At 69.6% G+C, this 22558-nt stretch carries 17 protein-coding genes and 1 pseudogene; 14 read left to right on the top strand and 4 right to left on the bottom strand.

Features of this window, described 5'->3' with window-relative positions:
• Window positions 1-13 precede the first annotated feature (13 nt).
• The 9 genes and pseudogenes from BLU81_RS29895 to BLU81_RS29855 all read left to right on the top strand — a co-directional run bounded on the left by BLU81_RS29895 (window position 14) and on the right by BLU81_RS29855 (window position 11288).
• Window positions 14-1096, top strand: coding sequence for a sugar ABC transporter substrate-binding protein (locus BLU81_RS29895; protein ID WP_092548637.1), 1083 nt, complete (start codon window positions 14-16; stop codon window positions 1094-1096).
• 13 nt (window positions 1097-1109) lie between these two features.
• Window positions 1110-1967 (top strand): annotated as a pseudogene (locus BLU81_RS29890) (ATP-binding cassette domain-containing protein).
• A complete protein-coding gene (locus BLU81_RS29885) occupies window positions 1898-3088 on the top strand; it encodes a sugar ABC transporter permease (RefSeq protein WP_373873267.1) in 1191 nt (396 codons plus the stop codon). The pseudogene BLU81_RS29890 and the gene BLU81_RS29885 overlap by 70 nt, the downstream one beginning before the upstream one ends.
• Before the next feature lie 34 nt (window positions 3089-3122).
• The gene (locus BLU81_RS29880; RefSeq protein WP_092548628.1) at window positions 3123-4301 is read left to right on the top strand and encodes an ROK family transcriptional regulator; all 1179 of its coding nucleotides are present in this window, start codon (window positions 3123-3125) and stop codon (window positions 4299-4301) included.
• Window positions 4302-4355: 54 nt separating this feature from the next.
• Window positions 4356-5189 (top strand): tetratricopeptide repeat protein, encoded by an 834-nt coding sequence (locus tag BLU81_RS29875; protein ID WP_231953582.1) that lies wholly within the window; start codon window positions 4356-4358, stop codon window positions 5187-5189.
• The gene (locus tag BLU81_RS29870; protein ID WP_197686000.1) at window positions 5186-6883 is read left to right on the top strand and encodes a peptidase M16 family protein; all 1698 of its coding nucleotides are present in this window, start codon (window positions 5186-5188) and stop codon (window positions 6881-6883) included. Before BLU81_RS29875 ends, BLU81_RS29870 begins: the two co-directional genes overlap by 4 nt.
• A gap of 62 nt (window positions 6884-6945) precedes the next feature.
• Window positions 6946-7902, top strand: a complete 957-nt coding sequence (locus BLU81_RS29865; RefSeq protein ID WP_231953581.1) for a hypothetical protein — start codon at window positions 6946-6948, stop codon at window positions 7900-7902.
• Window positions 7899-9608 (top strand): peptidase M16 family protein, encoded by a 1710-nt coding sequence (locus BLU81_RS29860; protein WP_092548620.1) that lies wholly within the window; start codon window positions 7899-7901, stop codon window positions 9606-9608. The genes BLU81_RS29865 and BLU81_RS29860 overlap by 4 nt, the downstream gene beginning before the upstream one ends.
• Window positions 9609-9698: 90 nt before the next feature.
• A complete protein-coding gene (locus BLU81_RS29855) occupies window positions 9699-11288 on the top strand; it encodes a molybdopterin-dependent oxidoreductase (protein WP_373873266.1) in 1590 nt (529 codons plus the stop codon).
• A gap of 156 nt (window positions 11289-11444) precedes the next feature.
• On the opposite strand, the gene BLU81_RS29850 is transcribed toward BLU81_RS29855, so the two are convergent.
• Window positions 11445-11831: a WhiB family transcriptional regulator gene (locus BLU81_RS29850; protein WP_092548614.1), complete on the bottom strand. Its 387-nt coding sequence runs from the start codon at window positions 11829-11831 to the stop codon at window positions 11445-11447.
• A 231-nt stretch (window positions 11832-12062) separates the two neighbouring features.
• On the opposite strand from BLU81_RS29850, the gene BLU81_RS29845 reads away from it, so the two are divergent.
• Window positions 12063-12917: a helix-turn-helix transcriptional regulator gene (locus tag BLU81_RS29845; protein ID WP_092548611.1), complete on the top strand. Its 855-nt coding sequence runs from the start codon at window positions 12063-12065 to the stop codon at window positions 12915-12917.
• Between the two features lie 136 nt (window positions 12918-13053).
• Here the strand turns inward: BLU81_RS29845 and BLU81_RS29840 are convergent, their stop codons facing one another.
• Entirely contained in the window at window positions 13054-13455 is a 402-nt protein-coding gene (locus BLU81_RS29840) for a DUF5319 domain-containing protein (RefSeq protein ID WP_092557839.1), read from the bottom strand.
• 119 nt (window positions 13456-13574) lie between these two features.
• Between BLU81_RS29840 and guaB the strand changes: the two genes are divergently transcribed.
• Window positions 13575-15062, top strand: a complete 1488-nt coding sequence (gene guaB / locus BLU81_RS29835; protein ID WP_092548608.1) for an IMP dehydrogenase — start codon at window positions 13575-13577, stop codon at window positions 15060-15062.
• A 19-nt stretch (window positions 15063-15081) separates the two neighbouring features.
• Window positions 15082-16200, top strand: coding sequence for a GuaB3 family IMP dehydrogenase-related protein (locus BLU81_RS29830; protein WP_092548605.1), 1119 nt, complete (start codon window positions 15082-15084; stop codon window positions 16198-16200).
• 280 nt (window positions 16201-16480) lie between these two features.
• Here the strand turns inward: BLU81_RS29830 and BLU81_RS29825 are convergent, their stop codons facing one another.
• Window positions 16481-17869, bottom strand: a complete 1389-nt coding sequence (locus BLU81_RS29825) for a M1 family metallopeptidase (RefSeq protein WP_092548602.1) — start codon at window positions 17867-17869, stop codon at window positions 16481-16483.
• Window positions 17870-17879: 10 nt separating this feature from the next.
• A complete protein-coding gene (locus BLU81_RS29820; RefSeq protein WP_092548598.1) occupies window positions 17880-18965 on the bottom strand; it encodes an LCP family protein in 1086 nt (361 codons plus the stop codon).
• A gap of 153 nt (window positions 18966-19118) precedes the next feature.
• Here BLU81_RS29820 and BLU81_RS29815 point away from each other — a divergent pair, with 153 nt between their 5' ends.
• Both BLU81_RS29815 and guaA read left to right on the top strand, forming a co-directional pair.
• Window positions 19119-20888, top strand: coding sequence for a S8 family serine peptidase (locus BLU81_RS29815; RefSeq protein ID WP_092548595.1), 1770 nt, complete (start codon window positions 19119-19121; stop codon window positions 20886-20888).
• Between the two features lie 38 nt (window positions 20889-20926).
• Window positions 20927-22474, top strand: a complete 1548-nt coding sequence (gene guaA, locus BLU81_RS29810) for a glutamine-hydrolyzing GMP synthase (RefSeq protein WP_092548592.1) — start codon at window positions 20927-20929, stop codon at window positions 22472-22474.
• The last annotated feature ends 84 nt before the right edge of the window (window positions 22475-22558 follow it).

Here is a 22558-nt window from a genome sequence, read left to right as displayed (position 1 = left end):
AAAGGACACAGGGATGCGTAACGGATTCTCCGTCCTTGCCGTGGTCGGTCTCCTGACGGCGGGAGGCCTGTCCGCCTGCACCGGCGAGGAGGACTCCGGCTCGGGTGCCGAGACGGGGCCGGCCGTCCAGGTCGGTGTCATCCTGCCGGACACCAGGAGCTCGGCCCGCTGGGCGACCGCCGACTTCAAGTATCTGACCGAGGCGTTCGAGGCGGCCGGCGTCGAGGCCGTGATCCAGAACGCCGAGGGGGACAAGACCCGTTTCACCACCATCGCCGACGGCATGATCGCGAGCGGCGTGAAGGTCCTGATCATCGCCAACCTCGACTCCGGCACGGGTCAGGCCGTCCTGGCGAAGGCGCGGACCGCGGGCATCGCGACCATCGACTACGACCGGCTCACCCTGGGCGGCGGCGCCGACTACTACGTGTCCTTCGACAACACCGAGGTCGGCAAACTCCAGGGGCAGGGCCTGGTCGACTGCCTGACCGAGAAGCGGGTGGTCCGGCCGGTGGTCTCCTACCTCAACGGCTCGGCCACCGACAACAACAGCACCCTGCTCAAAAAGGGGTACGACTCGGTCCTCCAGCCGAAGTTCGACTCCGGCGAATACCTCAAGGGCCCGGACCAGGACGTCCCGGAATGGGACAGCGCCCAGGGCGGCACCATCTTCGAGCAGCAGCTGACCCAGGACAAGAGCATCACGGGTGTGCTGGCCGCCAACGACGGCCTGGGCAACGCGGCGATCCAGGTGCTGAAGAAGAACAAGCTGAACGGCAAGGTCCCGGTCACCGGTCAGGACGCCACCGTTCTGGGGCTGCAGAACATTCTCATCGGCGACCAGTGCATGACGGTCTACAAGGCCATCAAGAAGGAGGCCGACGCGGCCGCCGAGCTGGCGATCGCGCTGGTCAAGCAGGAGCAGGTCAGCACGACCGAGACGATCGAGGGCACCGGGACCAAGGCTGTCCTGCTGGCCCCGCAGGCGATCACCGCGGCCACCGTGAAGGACGTCGTCGCCGACGGTTACGTCACCCGGGAAGAACTCTGCAGCGCCGACTTCGCTGAGGCCTGCGCCAAAGTCGGCATCAGGTGAAGGAGGACCAGCCGTGGCCGCGACACCCCTTCTGGAACTGCGCGGGATCGACAAGAGTTTCGGTCCTGTCCAGGTTCTCCACGACGTCGGCCTGAGCGTCTACCCGGGTGAGGTGACCGCTCTCGTCGGCGACAACGGCGCGGGCAAGTCCACACTGGTCAAGTGCATCAGCGGTATCCACGCCATCGACGCCGGCACGATCACCTTCGACGGCCGGGAGGTGGCGATCAGCTCGCCACGGGACGCCGCCGGACTGGGCATCGAGGTCCTCTACCAGGACCTGGCTCTCTGTGGAAATCTGGACGTCGTCCAGAACATGTTTCTCGGCCGGGAGCGGAAATGGGGTGTCGTCCTGGACGAGGCCACCATGGAGGAGATGGCCGAGGAGACGTTGCGGAGCCTCTCCGTGCGTACCGTCACCTCGCTCCGTCAGCGGGTCTCCAGCCTGTCCGGCGGTCAGCGGCAGACCGTGGCCATCGCCAAGGCGGTCCTCTGGAACAGCCGGGTCCTGGTCCTGGACGAGCCGACCGCCGCGCTCGGTGTCGCGCAGACCGCCCAGGTGCTCGAACTGGTCCGCCGCCTCGCCGACAACGGTCTCGGCGTGGTGCTGATCTCGCACAACATGAACGACGTCTTCGCGGTCTCGGACCGGATCGCCGCGCTCTACCTGGGCCGGACGGCCGCGCAGGTGAAGGCCACCGACGTGACGCATTCGCAGGTCGTCGAGCTGATCACCGGCGGCCGTAGCGGGCATCTCGGCACCCCGTCGTGAGCCGGGACAGGCCCACGGTCGGCGGCCACCTGCGGGACTACTGGGCCCGGATCCGCGGCGGCGACCTCGGGACCCTTCCGGCCGTACTCGGCCTGCTGATCTTGATATTGATCTTCGGTTCGGCCCGCAGTGAGACGTTCCTCAGCGCGCTCAACTTCGCGAACCTGTTCAACCAGAGCGCCCAGATCGTCTTCATCGCGATGGGCCTGGTCTTCGTGCTGCTGCTCGGCGAGATCGATCTGTCCGCCGGGTTCGGCAGCGGTGTCTGCGGCGCGGTCATGGCGATCCTGCTGACCACGCACGGCCTGCCCTGGGTGGTGGCGATCCCGGCGGCGATGGCGACCGGCGTCCTGATCGGCATCGTGCTCGGCCTGCTGGTGGCGAAGCTCGGCATCCCGTCGTTCGTGGTGACCCTCGCCGCGTTCCTCGGTTTCCAGGGTGTGCTGCTGACCCTGCTCGAGGGTGGCAAGAACATCGCGATCGACGACGAGTTCGTGACGTCGCTCAACAACGGCACCCTGTCGGTGCGCGCCAGCTGGATCCTCGCGGTGGCCGGTGTGGCCGGGTTCGGCCTGGCCCAGTTCCTGCGCTGGCGGGCGCGGGTGATCCGGGGCCTGATCGCGGAACCGGCCGGCATCGTGCTGGCCCGGATCGCCGGGGTGGCGGCCCTGGCGCTGTCGGCCACCTACGTGCTGACCCTGGAGCGGGCCGTCAACGTGTCGATCACGTCGCTGAAGGGCATCCCGATCGTCGTACCGATCATCCTGTTCTTCCTGGTCCTGTGGACCTTCGTGCTGGGCCGCACCACCTACGGCCGGCACGTCTACGCTGTCGGTGGCAACGCCGAGGCGGCCCGCCGGGCCGGCATCCCGGTCGACCGGATCCGGGTCTCGGTCTTCGCCATCGCCTCGTTCATGGCCTCGATCGGCGGAATCCTGATCGTCAGCCGACAGAGCTCTGTCGATCCGAACACCGGCGGCAGTAACATTCTTCTCTATTCGGTCGGTGCCGCGGTCATCGGCGGCACCAGCCTGTTCGGCGGCCAGGGAAAGATCATCTACGCGGTCATCGGGGGTGCGGTGATCATCGTCATCGAGAACGGGATGACCCTGTTGGCCCTCAACTCCGGCGTCAAATTCATCTTCACCGGCCTCGTTCTGCTGGCGGCCGCGAGCGTCGACGCGCTGGCCCGGCGCAGAGCCGCGGCATCGGGCGGCTGACGATGCGCACTCCCGGGCGGGGGCCGGGACGCTGATGAGGACCGGACCGAACCAGGACGACGTCCGACGGCACAACCTCGGAAGCCTCCTGCGGTACGTGCATGTGCACGGCGCTACCTCCCGGGCCGAACTCACCACCCGCCTCGGACTCAACCGGAGCACCATCGGGGCACTGACCGCCGACCTGATCGGGGCGGGGCTGGTCAGTGAGGCGGCACCCCGCGAGACCGGCCGGGCCGGGCGCCCCTCACTCGTCGTCCGGCCCGAATCGGGACGGGTGTACGCCTACGCGCTCAGCATCGAGGTCGACCGGCTGCGCGCGGCCCGGGTCGGGCTCGGCGGCCGCATCCTGGAGCAGTACGAGGCCGAGCGCCCACCCGGCATGAGCGCCGGGGAGGCGATCCGGCCGCTGGCCCGGTTCGTCGCGACCATGCGGTCCGGGGTGCCGGACGGCGCCCGCTGCGTCGGCAGCGGAGTCGCGGTGGCCGGCATGGTGCGCCGTGCCGACGGGATGGTCCGCTTGGCCCCGACCATCGGCTGGGTCGAGGAGCCGGTCGGTGCGGACCTGACCTCCGAACTCGGGCAGTACGGGCGGCTCAGCGTCGGCAACCACTCCGACGTCTGCGCGCTGGCCGAACACGCCCGGGGCGCGGCGGTCGGTTCCGACAACGTCATCTACCTGTACGGCGACGTCGGTGTCGGCGCCGGGATCGTCGCCGGTGGCCGCCGGATCACCGGGCACGGCGGGTACGGCGGCGAAGTCGGCCACATGGTCGTCAACCCGTACGGCCGTCCGTGCAGCTGCGGCTCGCGAGGCTGCTGGGAGACCGAGATCGGCGAGCACGCACTGCTGCGCCTGGCCGGGCGCGCCGACCGCAGCGGCCGGGACGAGGTGCTGGCCGTGGTGGACGCCGCGATGCGGGGGGACAGCCAGGCCCAGCACGCGTTACGGCAGGTCGGCGACTGGATCGGCTTCGGGGTCGGCAACCTGATCAACATCTTCAACCCGGAGGTGGTGATCTTCGGCGGGACACTGCGCGACGTCTACCTGGGGGCCGCCGCGCAGATCCGCAGCCGCCTCAACGCCATCGGCCTGCCGGCCTGCCGCGAGCAGGTGCGGCTGCGCACTCCGGAACTCGGCACCGACGCGGCCCTGATCGGAGCGGCCGAACTGGCCTTCGACCACCTGCTCGACGATCCCCTGGTGTCCTAATTACACGATCACCCGGAAAACCCGGCCGATTGTGGAAGATCTATGCTGCCCGCCATGCTCCTGGACCCGGCCGCGGCGTACCCGAAAGTCGCCGTTCTGCGCACCGCCCTGGACTCGGGTGACTGGCCGGCCTGCCGGGAGACCCTGGACACCGCCGAACCGGTGGAACGTACCTGCCTCACCGCCGTCGCCGCGGACACCGAGGGCATCGCCGACTTCCTCCGCGGCGTGCTGACCGGCGACCCGTCGGACGGGGCCGCCGGCGCGCTGCTGGGCCGGCACCTGGCCGGCGACGCCCGATTCGTGGACGCCGAGCGGCTGCTCGTCGACGCCGCCGCCCGCAGCCCGCTCGACCCGGCGATCTGGACCGTCCGCCTGCGCACCGCCCGTGGCCTGCGACTCGGCCCCTCCGAAGCGCGCCGCCGCTACGACCGGCTCGCCGAGATCGACCCGCAGCACGTGCCCGGCCAGTCCCAGTACCTGCGATACCTGTGCGGGCAGGACCCCGCCGCCGCGTACGAGTTCGCCCGGACCGCCTCCGCCGAAGCCCCGCCCGGCTCACTGAGCCCGGTGCTGCTCGCCGAGTACCACCTCGACCGGTATGTCGCCGCCGACCGCGGCCACTTCGGCGACGAGACCGTCCGCGCCGAACTGGCCGAGGCCGCCGACCGGTCGGTCACCCACCCGGACTTCCGGCACACGCACGGATGGGTGCGCGTGACCAGTACCTTCGCCATGGCGTACGCCCTGATCGGTGACCAGCAGGCCGCGGCCGAACTGTTCGGGGCACTCGGCGAGTTGGACTCGGCACAGCCGTGGGATCTCCTGGGTGACCCGGCCACGGTGATCAGCAGGTACCGCAAGCGGGCGACGGGAGGCGAGCAGTGATCACGCGACTCGAGGTCGACGGGGTGCCGGCCCTGCTCGCACCCGCGGACGGCCCGATGCACGCCGGCCTGGTCTTCCGGGTCGGGACCGCCGACGAGACCCTGCCGGTGCGCGGCATCACCCGGCTGATCGAGCACCTGGTCACCGACGGTCCCGGCAGTACCGGACCGGAGCACACCTACTTCCACACCCGCGGTACGCCCACCGAGATCGCCGATTTCCTCAGTGGAGTGTGCGCGGCCCTGCGGAACCCGCCGGCCGACCGGATCGCCGCCGTCCGCGAGCGGATGAGCACCGTCCGGGACCGTGATCCGATGCCGATGTGGCGGTACGGCGCCCGTTCCCACGGCGTCGCCAGCTACCCCGAATGGGCCCTGCCCGGACTCACCACCGACCAGATCCAGGACTGGATCACCCGCTGGTTCACCAGGGCCAACGCCGCGCTCTGGGTAGCCGGTGACGAGATGCCCGGCGAACTGCGCCTCGACCTTCCGGACGGCACCCGGCAACCCGTGCCCACCGCGGTCACCGTCCTGCCGGCCACCCCCGCCTGGTTCACCGGCCCGGACGGCACCGCCGGCTGGGACACCGTGGTCCGCCGCGACGCCGGAGCCGCCGTCTTCGCCACCGTCCTGGAACGCCGCCTGCAGCACGAACTGTGCGACCGGGCCGGCGCCGCCGAGAAGACCCGCACCGAATACGAGCCCCGCGCCGACGGCACCGCCCGTATCCTCGCCCTCGCCGACGCGGTCACCGGACGGCAGGACGCCGCCCTCGGCGGGCTGGTCGACGTGCTCGCCGCCCTGCGGGCCGGCCGGATCGACTCCGACGAGGTCGGCACCGTCGTCAAACACACCAGCGAGGGACTGCGCGACGCCGAATGCCGCGGCGCCCGCCTACCCGGACAGGCGTTCAACCTGCTCGCCGGCCGGGCTGTGCAGACCCTCGACGAAGCGCTCGCCGAAGTACGGGCGGTCACCGCCGAGGATGTGGCCGGAGTCGCGTCGGCCGCCTACGACGCCGGGCTGCTGATGACACCCGGCACCGGCGGCGCCGACTGGGCCGGCTACGCACCCGCGCCGACCATGTCGGAGACGGTGCTCGACGGGCGTACCCACCGGGGTCGCGGTGATCGCAACCTGCGCCTGATCAGCGGCGCCCAGGGCATCAGTGTGGTCGAGGGCGACGTGGTCGGCACCGTCCGGTACGACGCGTGCGCGGCCGTGCTGGCCTGGCCGGACGGCGCCCGGCAACTGATCGGTGAGGACGCCGTGATGGCCCGGGTCGAACCCACCCTCTACCGGGACGCCGAACAGGTGGTCCACGACGTCGACCAGTGGATCCCGGCCCGGCTGCGGATCGACATGCCGCCCCGTGACCGCGACCGGATCCCGCAGCCCCGCCCGGCCGCGGCCCGCGAGGAGGAACCGGTGGAGGGCGGCCGGCCGCTGGTCACTCTGCTCCTTGCCGGGATGGCCACCCTCTTCGTGGTGGCCGGCGGGCTCGGGGTGCTCACCATGATGCTCACCCAGGGACCCGCCGACGACTCCGGAGTGCTCGCCGACCTCGGTGAGTACGGCCTGGTCGCCTCAGCGAGCATCCTCTTCGGAACGTTCGCCGGCCGGATCGCCGTCGACGCCGCCGTCGAGCTGCGCCGGCAGCAGGCCTCCCGGAACCCGGCCCGCCCCGACTGACCCGCGCCGTCAGGTGATCTCTCCGATACCTCCGCCGAGATCCAGCCCTTATGCTGCCCGCCATGTCACACCCCATCGACGTGGTCTTCGACCCGGCGGCCGCTCATCCGGAAACGGTCGTGCTGCGCGCGGCCGTCACCGCCGGTGACTGGCCCGGCTGCCGTGCCGTGCTCGACTCCGTCGCCCCGATGGCGCGGACCGGGCTGATCCGTCTCGTCGGCGGCGCGCCGGACATCGAGGACTTCCTGCGCGAGGTGCTGCGCGCGGATCCGTCCGACGGCACCGCGTCGGCACTGCTCGGCCAGCACCTTCTCCACATCGGCTGGACGATCCGCGCCGAGACCCGGGCCTGGTACGAGGACGACGACCGGCCCACCCGCTTCCGGGACCAGATGTGCCGGGCGGAGCGGGTGCTGATCGACGGCGCGGTGTTCAACCCGGTGGACCCGGCGATCTGGAGCGCCCGCCTGGTCTCCGCCCGCGGGCTGGGCCTCGGACCGGCGGAGACCCGCCGGCGCTACGACCGGCTGACCGTCGCCGATCCCGATCACCTGCCCGGCCAGTTCGACATGGCGCGGAGCCTGTCCCCGGAATGGGGCGGGACCTGGGAGCTGATGCACGAGTTCGCGCGGGAGGCGGTGGCGGCGGCACCCTCGGGCGGAGCGCACGGCGCCCTGGTCGCGGCGGCTCACCTCGACCACGGCCTCGACAAGTCGGTCTACGGGCAGAGCACCGCGGAGACCCTGACCGGCTACCTCTCCAAGGAGCAGGTACGGGCCGAGATTCACCAAGCCGCCGAACGGTCCGTCGGCCATCCCGGTTTCACCCGTGGTCACGGCTGGCTCGAAGCCCTGAACACGTTCGCCCTGTGCTTCACGCTGCTCGGCGACCAGCAGGCCGCCGCGGCCGCGTTCGAGCGGATGGACGGCCTCGCCGTCGAGGAACCCTGGTCCCACCTGGGTGACGCCGCCACCGAGTTCGGTAAGGCCCGGGACCGGGCGCTGGGAGGAGACCGGTGATCACCGAACTCGAGATCGGCGGCATCCCGGTGCTGCACGCGCCCGCCACCGGGCCGATGCACGCCGGGCTGGTCTTCCGGGTCGGCGTGGTGGACGAACCGCTGGCCCGGCGCGGCATCACCCACCTGATCGAACACCTGGCCCTGCACTCGATCGGAGTGGCCGACCACCACTACAACGGTGCCACCGGTGCGGAGTTCACTTACTTCCACACGCGGGGTGCCGAGACCGACGTCGTCACCTTCCTCAACGGTGTCTGCGCGGCTCTGCGGGACCTGCCGATGGAGCGTCTCCCGGTGGAGAAGGAGATCCTGCGGACCGAGGAGAACAGCCGTAGCGGCGGCGCGGGTGAGGCGCTGGCCCTCTGGCGGCACGGTGCCAGTGACTACGGGGTCAGCGCCTATCCGGAGTGGGGACTGTCCGGGATCAGCGCCGACGACCTGAGCGCCTGGACGGCACGGTTCTTCAACCGGCACAACGCCGCCCTGTGGATCGCCGGGCCCGCGGTGCCCGCCGGTCTCGACCTCGGCCTCCCGGACGGCGACCGGCAGCCGGCCCCGGCCGCGTCGTCGGCACTTCCGGTGCGTCCCGCCTGGTTCCCCGGACCGTCCAACGTCGTCGCCTGGGACACGGTGGTGCCCCGCGGTGTCGCAGCCACGGTCTTCTCCGGGGTCCTGGAACGAGTGCTGTTCCGATCGCTGCGCCAGGAGAGCGGCCTCTCCTACACGGTCCAGACCGACTACACCTCCCGCGCCGACGGCACCGCCCTGATCACCGCGCTGGCCGACGCGCTGCCGGAGAAACAGGGCGCGGTCCTCGGCGCCTTCGTCGACGTGCTGGCCGCCATGCGACTCGGCCTGATCGACGAGGCCGACATCACCGCCGTCGTCAACCGGCGGGCCGACGAGGTGACCCGGGCCGCGGACACCGGCGGCCGTCTTCCCGGACAGGTGTTCAACCTGCTCGCCGGGCAGCCGGTGCTGACGAGTGACGAGGAGTTCCTGGCCGAACTGCGGGCGGTCAGCCGGGCGGACATCGCCGCGCTCGCCGCCGTCGCCGTCGCGGACGGGCTGCTGATGGCCCCGGGGCGCACCCGTGCCGACTGGGCCGGGTACGCCGAGGCACCGAGCCGTTCGGACTTCGTCGTCGACGGGCAGGCCCACCCACAGCTCGGCCACCGATCGTCGGACGAACCGGAGACCACCCTGATCATCGGTACGGACGGGGTGAGCCTGATCCGTGGCGACGAGCCGGCCACCGTCCGATTCGACCGCTGCGCGGTGTTGTTGGCCTGGCCGGACGGCGCCCGGCGGCTGATCGGTCACGACGGCATCCAGGTGCAGGTCGAACCCACCCTCTTCGACGGCGGGCCGGCCGTCACAGCGGCGATCGACGCCGCGGTGGATCCGGAGTCGCGGGTCACGATGCCGGCCCGCGATCCGGACTCGATTCCGGTCCCGCAGCGGACGCCGAGTCTGGCCGCGCGGGTGCGCTGGGGCTACATCCGGAACCGGCGGCTCATCCTGATCTCCCTCAGTGCGCTGGCGGCCCTGGCCATCGGCGTCGTGGGTGTCTACGCGGTCGGGAGCGTGGTCTTCGGAGACCAGGGACTGAACGTGCTGGGCGGTGGCTTCTTCATGCTTCTGATCAGCGCGGTGTACATGGGTTCCGTCGTCCACAGGTTCGGCGACCTGATGAAGGACTGACCGGCGAGGGAGGATGGTGTCGTGAAGCCTTCTGTACGGGCCGGGCTGGCCGGAGTGGTGGCGGCCGGAGCGGCGCTCGGGGTCGCTGAAGTGGTCGCCGCGTTGACCGGGAATCGGTCGTCGCCGCTGGTGGCGGTCGGTGGCGTGGTGGTGGATCACGTGCCGGCCGCGGTCAAGGACTTCGGGATCGCCGTCTTCGGGGTGCACGACAAGACCGCGCTGCTGGTCGGGACCGGAGTGCTGCTCGCCGCCTACGCGTTCGGGCTGGGGGTGCTCGCCCGGCGGCGCTGGTTGCTCGCGGTCGGTGGGGTCGCCCTGTTCGGGCTGGTGGGGGCGGTCGCCGCGGTGACCCGGCCGGGAGCGGGGGCGTCGGCTGCGATTCCGTCACTGCTGGGTGCGGCACTGGCCGTCCTGGTGCTGCGGCACCTGACTTCGGCGGCCGAGAAGGCGGGACCGGAGACGGCAGCCGGTAAAGCGGGACCGGAGACGGCGGGACCCGAGGCGGGGACCACCGCATTCGGCCCGGCGGCGGCCGACGTTCCGGACCACGACGGGCCCGGTGCTCCCGAAACGGGACGGGCCGTTGCGGTTGTCGACATGCGAACCCCGTACCAGATCGAAAGAGACCGTCGTCGCTTCCTCCGGGACCTGGGCATCGTCGCGGCGGTGTCGGCGGCCTCGGGGTTCGGCGGACGGTTGCTGACGTCGCGCCGCGCGGTGACCGCCGCCCGGGCCGACATCGCGCTGCCGTCGCCGTCCGGGAGTGCCCCGGTTCTGCCGGCCGGTGTCCAGGTGGACGGCGCGGTGTCCTACGTGACGCCGAACCGGGAGTTCTACCGGATCGATACCGCCATCGTCACTCCACAGGTGGACCCCGCCTCCTGGGAACTTCGCATCCACGGAATGGTGCGCAATCCGGTCACGATCACGTGGGCGGATCTGCTGCGGCTGCCGATGGTCGAGAGGTACGTGACGATCGCCTGTGTCTCCAACGAAGTCGGCAGTGATCTGATCGGCAACGCGCTCTGGCTCGGCACTCCGATCAAGGCGCTGCTGGACCTGGCCGACCCGTTGCCTGAAGCGGATCAGGCCGTGCAGCGGTCGGTGGACGGCTGGACCTGTGGCACGCCGACGGCGGTGCTGCGCGACGGCCGGGACGCTCTGCTGGCGGTCGGGATGAACGGGGTGCCGCTGCCGATCGAGCACGGTTTCCCGGTGCGGATGATCGTTCCCGGACTGTACGGGTACGTCTCCGCGTGCAAGTGGATCACCGAGATCGAGCTGACCCGGTTCACCGACTTCGACGCCTATTGGGTGCCGAGAGGCTGGTCGGCCCAGGCGCCGGTGAAGACGCAGTCCCGAATCGACACCCCGCGTGACGGTGCGGTCAAGCCCGCCGGGACGGTAACGGTGGCCGGAGTCGCATGGGCGACACATCGCGGGGTCGCCAAGGTCGAAGTGCAGGTCGACGAGGGTCCGTGGCAGACCGCCGCGCTTGCTGAGGCGGTCTCCGCGGACACCTGGCGCCAGTGGAGCCTGACCTGGCCCGCCTCGGCTGGTCGGCACACTCTGCGGGTCCGTGCGACCGATCTCGACGGGGTGACCCAGACCCCGGCTCTGGCCCCGCCGGCCCCGGACGGGGCGACCGGATGGCATCAGGTCGAGGTCGTCGTCGAGTAGGGGAAAGCCGCACTTTCGGTCCGACTCGGGAAAGCAAGTCGCTCATACGGTGGCTTGCATGTCCACCAATGCGGTTGAAGAACCGCTGAACCACTCGACACGGCCCTCCGGGGAGGACCGTGTCGGAAGCCGTGTGGTGTTGCACGCCGGGCGGCGTCAGGCAGCCGGTGCCTGTCGCTGCGCGGGAACCGCCGATTTGTGGGGCCGGCCGAGGCGTGCCTCGAGCCGGAGCAGGTCGACCCGTCCGTGACGATCGGCGAGGTCTTCCCAGCCGACCGCGAGCAGCCGCAGCCGCTCCGATTCGCTGAAACCTCCCCAGACTCCGTACGGCTCGCGAACCGCGAGAGCGTGTGCGGCACACTCCGCCCGAACCGGGCAGGCGCCGCACAGGTTCTTGGCTTTGGCCTCGCGGCGATTGCGGGACGACCCGCGCTCGCCGTCGGGGTGGAAGAACTGCGCACTGTCCCGGCCCCGGCAGAGACCCAGTCGCTGCCAGTCCCAGATATCGGCGATGGGACCGGGCAGCCTGCGAACGTTCGACATCTACACCCTCCTCCCGCGCGGCACCGCGGAGCGTTCGTCGTGAGGGGCCAGGAACCGGCCTTTTGCGGGTGTACCCCGGCATCGCCCGGCTCACACGCAACACGTCGATGTCTTCGTGAGCGGCATGGCAAAGGGGTGGCGAGTCATACCTTTCTTTCCCGTTTTTTCCATCTAAAGCGCGTAATGCTGCGGCCCTCGCGTGATCTCCTCTGAGAGAGAAGGAGGATCACTGTGCGTACCGTCCTCGTGTGCGTCCGAACCCCGCTGGCGGCCCAGACCGTCGCGTCCACCGCGGCCCGGCTCGGCATGACCGGTGTCGTCCGGACCGCGGTCAGCGAGACCGAGGCCATGATCCGACTGGCGGAACGGCCCGCCGAAGTGGTCCTGGCCGACACCGCCGTGACCCGGCCTGACAGCGTCGGGTTCACCCGGCGCGTACTAGCACGAGCCCCGCAGGCACAGTTGGTGCTCTTCGGTGCGGAAGATCCACGGGTGGCGGCGGCGGCCGTCGCCGCCGGTGCCCGGGGCGTGATTCGTGGCGTCGAGCACGACCTGGTCAGCGTCGTGGCGAAGGCGCTGCTCCTGCTGCTGTTGCCGGTACGCCCGCAGGGCATGCCGATGAACGGCGCCAACGCGCAGCCGGCCACCGTGGCCGGTGGCATCCGGAACAACAACTCCCCGGCCGCCCGGGGGCAGTACCAACAGGGACCCGGCGGCATCGGCGTCCACAACGCGGCGGCGGTTCCGGCGATGCTCGGGCCCAACGCGCCGATGGTCCCCGCACAGCGCGGCGACGCCCCGATCGACCCGGCGACCGGCCGGCCGATGGTGGCCTGGCCGGGCAACGAGGCAGGCGTCGGCATGGGGGAGGCGGCACCCACCGGACGGCGGCTCACCCTTACGGAGCGTGAGCTTCAGGTCCTGCGGGGGATGGCCGACGGCAAGAGCAACGCCGAGATCGGCCGGGAACTCTTCGTCTCCGAGGACACCGTCAAAACCCACGCGAGACGGCTCTTCCGCAAACTCGGCGCCCGCGACCGGGCACACGCGGTGGCGGCGGGCTTCAGAGCGGGGCTTGTCGCTTAACGTGCGGCGGGGTGGGTGGTGAAAACCATCCACCCCGATTTTTTGTACGTGCCACCACAGCCGCTGTGCCTACCCCGCGAGGTCCGCGCGGGCCGCGGCCGACGCGCGGCCGCCGGGCCGAATGCGGTGGTGGCGGTCACTGCGCCTCGTCGTCGCTGCCCTCGGTCAGGGTGTCGTGGACGCCATCGGCGTAGCCACGCGCATATTCCCACGTGACGTAGTGGTCCGGGTCCGGGTCATACGCCGGCTCGTGCACCCGTGGGCGCCCACTGCTCAGCAGATGACGCAGGTTGCCGCGGAGCAGATCCCAGTCGAAATAGTGCGGCTCGTGGCAGTCCTCACACTCGATCACCAGACCGCGGATGCCCGTCGGACTCAGCAGCGCCTGATAGATCTCCAGATCGGAGAGGTCTTCCAGGACATCCTGCCGCTCGTCCTCGGTCAGCGGTTCGGACTCGGCGTCCTCGTTGAGGTCGTCGAGACCAGCGGCCGGGTCGGTCGGGTCGCCGTTGAACGGGTCGATCGGCTCATCTTGCACCCCCATACCGTACTCACCTCTCCCGCATGTGTGCTGGCCCGCACGTTCTGTCCGCCGCCTGAGTGGCCGCTCCGGGATGGGTAGGATGATGAACTCCGCCTCTTCTCTAGGGATGATTTGTGGAAACTGACAGCGCTCGTACCGTTCCTCTCGGCCTGACCTTCGACGACGTGCTGCTGCAGCCAGGTGAGTCGGACGTGGTGCCCAGCCGGGTCAACACCGTCACGCGACTGACCCGCAACGTCGAACTCTCCATCCCGTTGCTCTCCGCGGGCATGGACACGGTCACCGAGGCGCGGATGGCGATCGCCATGGCGCGTCAGGGCGGTATCGGCGTGCTCCACCGCAATCTCTCGGTGGAGGACCAGGCGGCCCAGGTCGACCTGGTGAAGCGCTCCGAGTCCGGGATGATCACCAACCCGATCACCTGCGGGCCGGACGACACCCTGCACCAGGTCGACGCGCTCTGCGCCCGGTACCGCATCTCCGGCGCCCCGGTGGTGGACGCCGAGGGCGTGCTGGTCGGCATCGTCACCAACCGTGACATGCGGTTCGTCAGCGACTTCAACGCGAAGGTGCGCGACGTCATGACGCGGACGCCGCTGATCACCGCTCCGGTCGGTGCCACCAAGGACCAGGCGCTCGCCCTGCTCAGCAAGCACAAGGTGGAGAAGCTGCCGCTGGTCGACGAGGCCGGTCACCTGCGCGGGCTGATCACCGTGAAGGACTTCACCAAGTCCGAGCAGTACCCGAACGCCGCCAAGGACCCGCAGGGCCGGCTCCGCGTCGCGGCCGCGGTCGGTGTCGGCGACGACTCCTACAAGCGGGCCCGTGCTCTGGTCGACGCGGGTGTGGACGTGGTCATCGTCGACACCGCGCACGGGCACCAGCGGGCCGTGCTGGAGATGGTCGCCCGCCTGAAGAAGGACGTCAGCATCGACATCGTCGGTGGCAACATCGCCACTTACGCGGGTGCCAAGGCGCTGGTCGAGGCCGGTGCCGACGCGGTCAAGGTCGGTGTCGGGCCGGGCGCGATCTGCACCACCCGGATCGTGGCGGGCGTCGGCGTGCCGCAGATCACGGCGATCATGGAGGCGTCCCGGGCCTGCATCCCGGCCGGTGTCCCGGTGATCGGTGACGGCGGGATCCAGTACAGCGGCGACATCGCCAAGGCCATCGTGGCCGGCGCCAGCACCGTGATGCTCGGCAGTCTGCTGGCCGGCTCCGAGGAGAGCCCCGGCGAGCTGATCTTCATGAACGGCAAGCAGTTCAAGTCCTACCGCGGGATGGGTTCGCTCGGGGCCATGCAGTCGCGCGGTCAGGCGAAGTCGTACTCCAAGGACCGGTATTTCCAGCAGGATGTGAACGAGGACAAGCTGGTCCCGGAGGGCGTCGAGGGTCAGGTGCCCTATCGTGGTCCTCTGTCCAGGGTGGCGCACCAGCTCATCGGCGGGCTGCGCGCGGCCATGGGCTACGTGGGCGCGGAGACCATCCCCGACCTGCAGGAGCGTGGACAGCTCATCCGGATCACCGCGGCGGGCCTCAAGGAGAGCCACCCGCACGACATCCAGATGACCGTCGAGGCTCCGAATTACCACTCCCGCTAAGACTTGAGGGCGCCCCAGAATGCGTGACGTAGTGGAGATCGGCCTAGGCAAGACCGCGCAGCGCGGCTACCACTTGGACGACATCGCCATTGTTCCGAGCCGTCGCACCCGTGACGTGGACGACGTGTCGACCGAGTGGAAACTCGATGCGTACCCCTTCAAGATCCCCTGTGTCGCGCACCCGTCGGACGCCACCCAGAGTCCCGAGTCGGTGATCGCCCTGGGCCGTCTCGGTGGCCTGGGGATACTGAACGCGGAAGGCCTCTGGACCCGGTACGAGAACCCCACCAAGATCCTCGAAGAGCTGGCCTCGCTCGATGAGGACGCCGACGCCACCAAGCGTCTGCAGGAGGTCTACGCCGAGCCGATCAAGCCGGAGCTGATCGCCGAGCGGGTCAAGCAGATCCGCGCGTCCGGCGTCACCACCGCCGTCCGGGTGTCGCCGCAGCACACCCTGGCGCTGGCGCCGGTGGTGCTGGACGCCGGTGTCGACATCCTGGTCATCCAGGGCACCCTGGTCTCGGCGGAGCACGTGTCCACGACGGACGAGCCGCTGAACCTGAAGGAGTTCATCGCTGACCTCGACCTGCCGGTCATCGTCGGCGGCTGCACCGACTACAAGACGGCCCTGCACCTGATGCGCACCGGCGCGGCCGGTGTGATCGTCGGTGTCGGCGCCGACGAGTGGTCCACCACGGACACCGTGCTCGGCATCCGGGTGCCGATGGCCACCGCGATCGCCGACGCCGCGGCCGCCCGCCGCGACTACCTGGACGAGACCGGCGGCCGGTACGTGCACCTGATCGCCGACGGTGGTGTGGCCACCTCCGGTGACATCGCCAAGACCATCGCCTGCGGCGCCGACGCGGTGATGCTCGGCGAGCCGCTGTCGCTGGCCGCGGGCGCTCCCGCGGGCGGTGCCTGGTGGCACTCGTCGGCGTCGCACCCGTCCCTGCCGCGCGGTGGTTTCTGCATCGCCGGCGAGCCCGACGGCACCCTCGAAGAGGTCCTCTACGGCCCGGCGAACAGCGCCGACGGCCAGCTGAACCTGTTCGGTGGCCTGAAGCGCGCGATGGCCAAGTGCGGTTACCGCGATGTCAAGGAGTTCCAGAAGGTCTCCCTGGTCCTCGACCGCTGACCGCCCCCACGTCCGGCCCGCCGTCTGCGCGGTTTCGCACCCCAACTCACCACGCAAAGCCGGGACCCCGGTTGTGTGGTGAGTCCGGGTGCGATTCGCACCTCAAGTCACCACACAACCCCGAGATCTCGATTGTGTGCTGAGGTGGGGTGCGGTTCGCACCTCAAGCTGCCACGCTGGGCAGGCGGGTTTCGTCTCCACCGCATTCGGCCCGGCGGCCGCTGGGCGGTCTGGGGATGGGACCGCCTCGCGGGGTGGGGCGGGACCTTTGACGACCGTACTAAATGGTTGGTTTTGTGGTGCCGTTCAGCCAGGCTTCGAAGAAGCTGTCCAACGGCTTTCCGGCGGCGGCGGACGCGGCGGTGATGAACTGGGCGGTGGTGACGTTGCCGTTGCGGTGTTGGGCGGTCCAGTCCTTGACCAGCGTGAAGAAGGCCTTGTCGCCAATCGTTTTGCGCAGCGCGTGGACGGTCATGCCGCCGCGCTGGTAGACGGCGTTGCCGAAGAGGCGTTGCGGGGTGGGGTCGCCGGGGGTCTCGGACCAGTTGAAGGCGCGGTACTGCTCGTCGAAGAGTTCCTGGGCGGTCTCGTCACCGGAGTGTTCGGACCAGAGCCACTCGGCGTAGGTGGCGAAGCCCTCGTTGAGCCAGATGTCCTGCCAGCGGGTCAGGGCCACGCTGTCGCCGAACCACTGGTGGGCCAGCTCGTGGGCGACCACCTGGGTGTTCTCGCCGCCGACGAAGAACGTGTTGCCGTAGACCGGGCGGGACTGGGTCTCCAGCGCGTAGCGGATCTGATCGTCGTCGACGACCACGCCGCCGTTGGCGCTGAACGGGTACGGCCCGAACTGGGTCTCCAGGAAGTCGGTGACCTCGCCGGTGCGGGCCAGGGACCGGGCCGCGTCGCCGTCGGCGGGCAGTGATTCGGGGATCGCGGTGACCATCGGGCGGCCCTGATGGGCGCCGGAGGTGATCCGGTACTGACCGATCACGACGGTGGAGAGGTAACTGGCCATCGGCGAGTCCTCGGACCAGTGCCAGATCGTCCGGCCGCCGCTGGTCCGATGCTCGCCGGGCACGCCGTTGCTGAGCACTTCGACACCCTCGGGCACGCTCATCGCCAGCTTGAAGGTGGCTTTGTCGGTGGGGTGGTCGTTGACCGGGAACCAGGTGCTCGCCGACTCCGGCTGACCGAGAGCGATCGCGCCGGTCTTGCCGGAGCGGAGCCAGCCGGAGGTGCCGAGGGTGTCGTTCTCGATCGGGCCGGGAGTGCCGCTGTAGGTGACCACAGCGGTGAACGGCCGGCCGCGGATCAGGCCGGCGGCCGGGGTGACCACCAACTCGGCGCCCTCGGCGGTCGCGGTCGCCTCGGTGCCGTCGACGGTCACCTCGGACGCGGTCAGCCCGGACAGGTCCAGATTGAACCGGGACAGGTCCTGGACGGCGGTCGCGGTGATCGTCGCGGTGCCGGCCAGCCGGTTGGTGGTGGGCTCGTACGTCAGGTTCAGGTCATAACCGGCGACGTCGTAGCCGCCGTTGCCGTACTTCGGGAAGTACGGATCACCGGCCCCGTCCGCACCGGGAGCGAAGGCCGGCTGCTTTGCCGGGGGCGGCGTCGAACAGCCGGAGAGCACCAGCAGGAGAACCAGTGCGCCGCCCCGTCGTCTCATGCCCCCGAGGCTACTTGTCGACCAGTTTGGGATGTGCGGCGAGATATGCGACGTGCGTGCCCTTGGCTACCGCCTTGACGAATGCCCTGCCCTCCGGCTCGAGCTGTTCACCCAGGTAGTTGCCGCCGCTGCCGACTCCCTCACCGGGTAGCGAGACGGTGGTGATGTTCTCGGTCGTGAGGTCCCGAAGGGCGTAGGCGTACTCGAACGGCGTACGCCCGCCGACATAGACGAGCGCGTCACCGAGCGCGCTGATCACTCCGCCGAGTTTCGCCGGATCGGACAAACCCTGCGACAGTGACTTGCCGAAGATCGCCTCGACCAGCTGGCGGTGGTGTCGCTGCCGGTCGTAGTCGCCGTTGGGCAGGCCGTAGCGCTGCCGGGCGTAGTCGAGTGCCTGCCAGCCGACCAGGTGCTGGTTGCCGGGCTGGTAGGTGGCCTGCGGTCCGGTGTAGTCGCCGCCGGACTCCGGCCGCATCGAACCGTCCGGCTTGCGGTGCCGGGACTTGACCTTCTGGTCGACGACGATGTCGATGCCGCCGAGCTCATCGACCAATTTGTCCAGACCGCCGAAATTGAGAATGGCGCCGCCGTGGAAGGTTTTGATCCCGGTATACGCACTGAGAGTTTTCGTGAGCAGTTCGTAACCCTGCTCGACGTTCTTCTTCTCCGAACCGGGAATCGCCGCGCCCCGGCTCATCGCTTCGGTGATCTTGTGGCGCCCACCCGGGAAGCCGGACTTCTGGTAGGCCGGGATCTCGACCCGGAGGTCGCGGGGCAGTGAGTAGAGGTACGCCGACTTCAGGTCGGCCTCCACGTGCATCAGCATGATCGTGTCGGCGTGCGGTGGGTAGCCCGGGATGCTGACCCGAGTGTCCACACCGATCAACACCAGGTCGAGTGGCCCTTTGATGTCGGCACCGGGCGATGGTGCCGGGGCCGCGCTCGGTGTGACGCTGATCGTGGGTGCGGCGCCGGCCGGTGCCGAGGCGGGCTCGCCCTGACCCCGGTTGATCGCCACGGCCACGCCCACTCCGGCGACCAGGGCCAGGGCGGTACCGCCGATGATCGACCAAGTGATCTTGCTGTTCCGCATAGCGGAACAGTAAATGAGATCGTGGTGCCGCTCAATGGCTCAGGCAGGTCTCGGTCAATGAAGCGGGGTATTGCTTAATTTAAGATCGCCGGTACTCTGTCCCGGCGATTCATCGGTCCGCGATGCGTCGCTCCACGGGGAGGCACTCACCGAATGAAATCCCTCCATCGGCGGATCGTCGTCGGTCTGTCCGCCACCGCGCTGCTCGCCGGGGCCGGTATCGCGGCGATTTCCGCGAACGCCTCGGTGACGAGCGCCGCGACCCCGGAACTGCCGGTCCGCCTGCTGGTCGGCCTGCGGGCCGGAGTGGCGCCGGAAGTCGAACTGGCCACACTGGGCCGATTCGGGCTGGCCGAGGCCGGTTCGCTGTCGAAGAGCCTGCTCAGTGAAGTGCGCGTGAAGTCGATCAGCGTTCCCAGTGGCCGGGCCTCGGCCGTCACCGCGGCCCTGAAGCTCGACCCGAACGTCTCCTATGTCGAGGTCGACCACGTCGCCACGAAGCTCGATGTGACGCCGAACGATCCGTACTTCGCGTACCAGCCCGAACTGCCCCAGATCAAGGTGCCCACCGCGTGGGACACCACGAAGGGCAAAGCGATCAAGGTCGCCGTCGTCGACACCGGCGTGAAGGTGGTCGGGGACCTGGTGGGCAAGGTCCTGCCCGGCTACGACTTCGTCAACAGGGACAAGAACCCCACCGACGACGAGGGACACGGCACGATCGTGGCCTCGCTGATCGCCGCGAAGACGAACAACGGCGCGGGCATGGCCGGCGTCTGTGAGCAGTGCCAGATTCTCCCGGTCAAGGTGCTCGACAAGAACGGTGAGGGCTACTACTCCGCCATCGCGAACGGGGTCATCTACGCGGCCAAGCAGGGCGCGAAGGTGATCAACCTGTCGCTCGGCGGCAAGTCGTCCGCAGCGGTCCTGCGGGATGCGGTGGCCTACGCGAACGCCAAGGGTGCCCTGGTCGTCGCGGCGGCCGGCAACGACGGCAAGACCACTTACACCTACCCGGCGGCGTACGCCGAGGTGCTGTCGGTCGGTGCGACCGACACCCGCACCGGCGGCATCGCCAAAGCGTCGTTCTCCACCTACGGCAGCTGGGTCGACGTGGCCGCACCCGGTATCACCGCGGGCATGACCCTGAAAGGCCGCTACTACCAGGACAACTGGACCGATCTTTACCCGGTGCAGGGCACGTCGTTCTCCTCGCCGCTGGTCGCCGGAGTGGCCGCGCTCGTCGCGTCCCACCGGCCGGCCTACACCAACTGGAGCCTCCAGCGGGCGATCACCAGCTCGGCCACGAAGAACAGCTGGACCAAGTTCGGCCGGGTCAACGCGGCCGCCGCGCTGACCAAGGGTGCTGACGTCGTCCCGCCGACCGCCACCGGCTTCACCCCGGCGGCCAACGCGAAGGTGCGCGCCAACGCCCCGATCACGCTGACCGGGGCGGCCGACGACTGGTCCGGCGTCCGCAAGGCCGACCTGTACGTGAACGGCAAGTGGCACAGCTGGGACTACACCGCCCCGTTCGCGCCGGTGCTGAAGACGGCCGGCCGCAACGGCCCGATCACGGTCGAGCTGCGGCTGACGGACAAGGCCGGCAACACGAAGTGGCTGCCGATCCGCACGGTGATCGCCGACAACATCGTTCCGGCTGTCTCGATCACCAAGGCCCCGGCGACCAAGAAGAAGGTCAAGGGCACGGTCAAGGTCTACGTCAAGGCCTCCGACAAGTCCGGCATCAGCAAGGTCCAGCTGCTGGTGAACGGCAAGGTGGTCGCGACCGACACCACGGCCGGGTACCTGCTCAGCTTCAAGGTGGCCAGCCAGAAGAAGACGATGAAGGTCCGGGTCCGGGCGTACGACAAGGCGGGCAACGTGAAGTACACGACGATCCGCACGTACTACCGAGCCTGACCACTACGGGGTGCTCGCCCGGTGAGTAAACTCGCCGGGTGAGTACCCCGCGTCCCGTTCTCGTCGTCGACTTCGGCGCCCAGTACGCTCAGTTGATCGCCCGCCGGGTCCGCGAGGCCCGTGTCTACTCGGAGATCGTTCCGCACTCGATGCCGGTGGCCGAGATGCTGGCGAAGAATCCCGCCGCGATCATCCTCTCCGGCGGCCCGTCCAGCGTCTACGAGCCCGGTGCTCCGACGCTCGATGCCGGCCTGTTCGACAGCGATGTCCCGGTCTTCGGCATCTGTTACGGCTTCCAGGCGATGGCCCAGGCCCTCGGTGGCACGGTGGCCCACACCGGCTCCCGGGAGTACGGCCGGACCCTTCTGGAAACCCGCGGCGGCACCCTGCTCCGTGAGCTGCCCGCCGATCTCCCGGTGTGGATGAGCCACGGCGACAGCGTCTCGGTCGCCCCGGCCGGTTTCGCCGTCACCGCCTCGACCCCCGGCGCTCCCGTCGCCGCCTTCGAGGACCTGACCTCGAAGCGGGCCGGTGTGCAGTTCCACCCCGAGGTGGCGCACACCGAGCAGGGCCAGGAGATGCTGAAGCGGTTCCTGTACGACATCGCCGGTCTCGAGCCCACCTGGACTCCCAGTAACATCATCGACGACCAGGTCGCCCTGATCCGTGAGCAGGTCGGCGACAAGCAGGTCCTCTGCGCGCTCTCCGGCGGCGTCGACTCCGCCGTGGCGGCGGCCCTGGTCCACAAGGCGATCGGTGATCAACTCACCTGTGTCTTCGTCGATCACGGTCTGCTGCGCGCGGGCGAGGCCGAGCAGGTGGAGAAGGACTATGTCGCGTCCACCGGAGTCCGGCTGATCGTCGTCGACGCGGAGGAGCAGTTCCTCGGCTTCCTGAAGGACGTCACCGACCCGGAGCAGAAGCGCAAGATCATTGGCCGGGAGTTCATCCGGACATTCGAGTCAGAAGCTCGCAAACTGGATGCTGAGCGGCACATCGAGTTCCTGGTGCAGGGCACTCTCTACCCCGACGTGGTCGAGTCCGGCGGCGGCACCGGCACCGCCAACATCAAGTCGCACCACAACGTCGGCGGTCTCCCCGACGACCTCCAGTTCTCGCTCATCGAGCCGCTGCGCACCCTGTTCAAGGACGAGGTCCGCGCGATCGGCAAGGAGCTGGGCCTGCCTGACGAGATCGTGCAGCGGCACCCGTTCCCGGGGCCGGGCCTGGCGATCCGGATCATCGGCGCGATCGACCGGGAGCGGCTCGACATCCTGCGCGCCGCCGACCTGATCGCCCGCGAGGAACTGGCCGCCTCCGGGTTGGACCGGGAGGTCTGGCAGTTCCCGGTGGTGCTGCTCGCCGACGTGCGCAGTGTGGGTGTGCAGGGCGACGGGCGGACCTACGGGCATCCGATCGTGCTGCGGCCGGTCTCTTCCGAGGACGCCATGACCGCCGACTGGTCCCGGCTGCCGTACGACCTGATCGCCAAGATCTCGAATCGGATCACCAACGAGGTCCGCGAGATCAACCGAGTGGTTCTGGACGTGACGAGCAAGCCGCCGGGCACCATCGAGTGGGAGTGACGGTCAGTAGTGGATCAATCGCCCAGGGCGGCGCAACCCGCCCTGAGCTGCAGTTACAGGCCGTTATCCTACTGTCAGGAACTT

It is taken from the genome of Actinoplanes derwentensis (assembly GCF_900104725.1).
GTDB classification, from domain to species: domain Bacteria; phylum Actinomycetota; class Actinomycetes; order Mycobacteriales; family Micromonosporaceae; genus Actinoplanes; species Actinoplanes derwentensis.
This window is presented reverse-complemented; position numbering and strand designations above follow the sequence as displayed.

Coding starts and splice junctions, on each gene's coding strand:
- BLU81_RS29825 (WP_092548602.1), bottom strand. CDS start 17,869: ATGAGACGACGGGGCGGCGCACTGGTTCTCCTGCTGGTGCTCTCCGGC.
- BLU81_RS29850 (WP_092548614.1), bottom strand. CDS start 11,831: ATGTCGAACGTTCGCAGGCTGCCCGGTCCCATCGCCGATATCTGGGAC.
- BLU81_RS29815 (WP_092548595.1), top strand. CDS start 19,119: ATGAAATCCCTCCATCGGCGGATCGTCGTCGGTCTGTCCGCCACCGCG.
- BLU81_RS29865 (WP_231953581.1), top strand. CDS start 6,946: ATGTCACACCCCATCGACGTGGTCTTCGACCCGGCGGCCGCTCATCCG.
- BLU81_RS29820 (WP_092548598.1), bottom strand. CDS start 18,965: ATGCGGAACAGCAAGATCACTTGGTCGATCATCGGCGGTACCGCCCTG.
- BLU81_RS29880 (WP_092548628.1), top strand. CDS start 3,123: ATGAGGACCGGACCGAACCAGGACGACGTCCGACGGCACAACCTCGGA.
- BLU81_RS29875 (WP_231953582.1), top strand. CDS start 4,356: ATGCTCCTGGACCCGGCCGCGGCGTACCCGAAAGTCGCCGTTCTGCGC.
- BLU81_RS29830 (WP_092548605.1), top strand. CDS start 15,082: ATGCGTGACGTAGTGGAGATCGGCCTAGGCAAGACCGCGCAGCGCGGC.
- BLU81_RS29895 (WP_092548637.1), top strand. CDS start 14: ATGCGTAACGGATTCTCCGTCCTTGCCGTGGTCGGTCTCCTGACGGCG.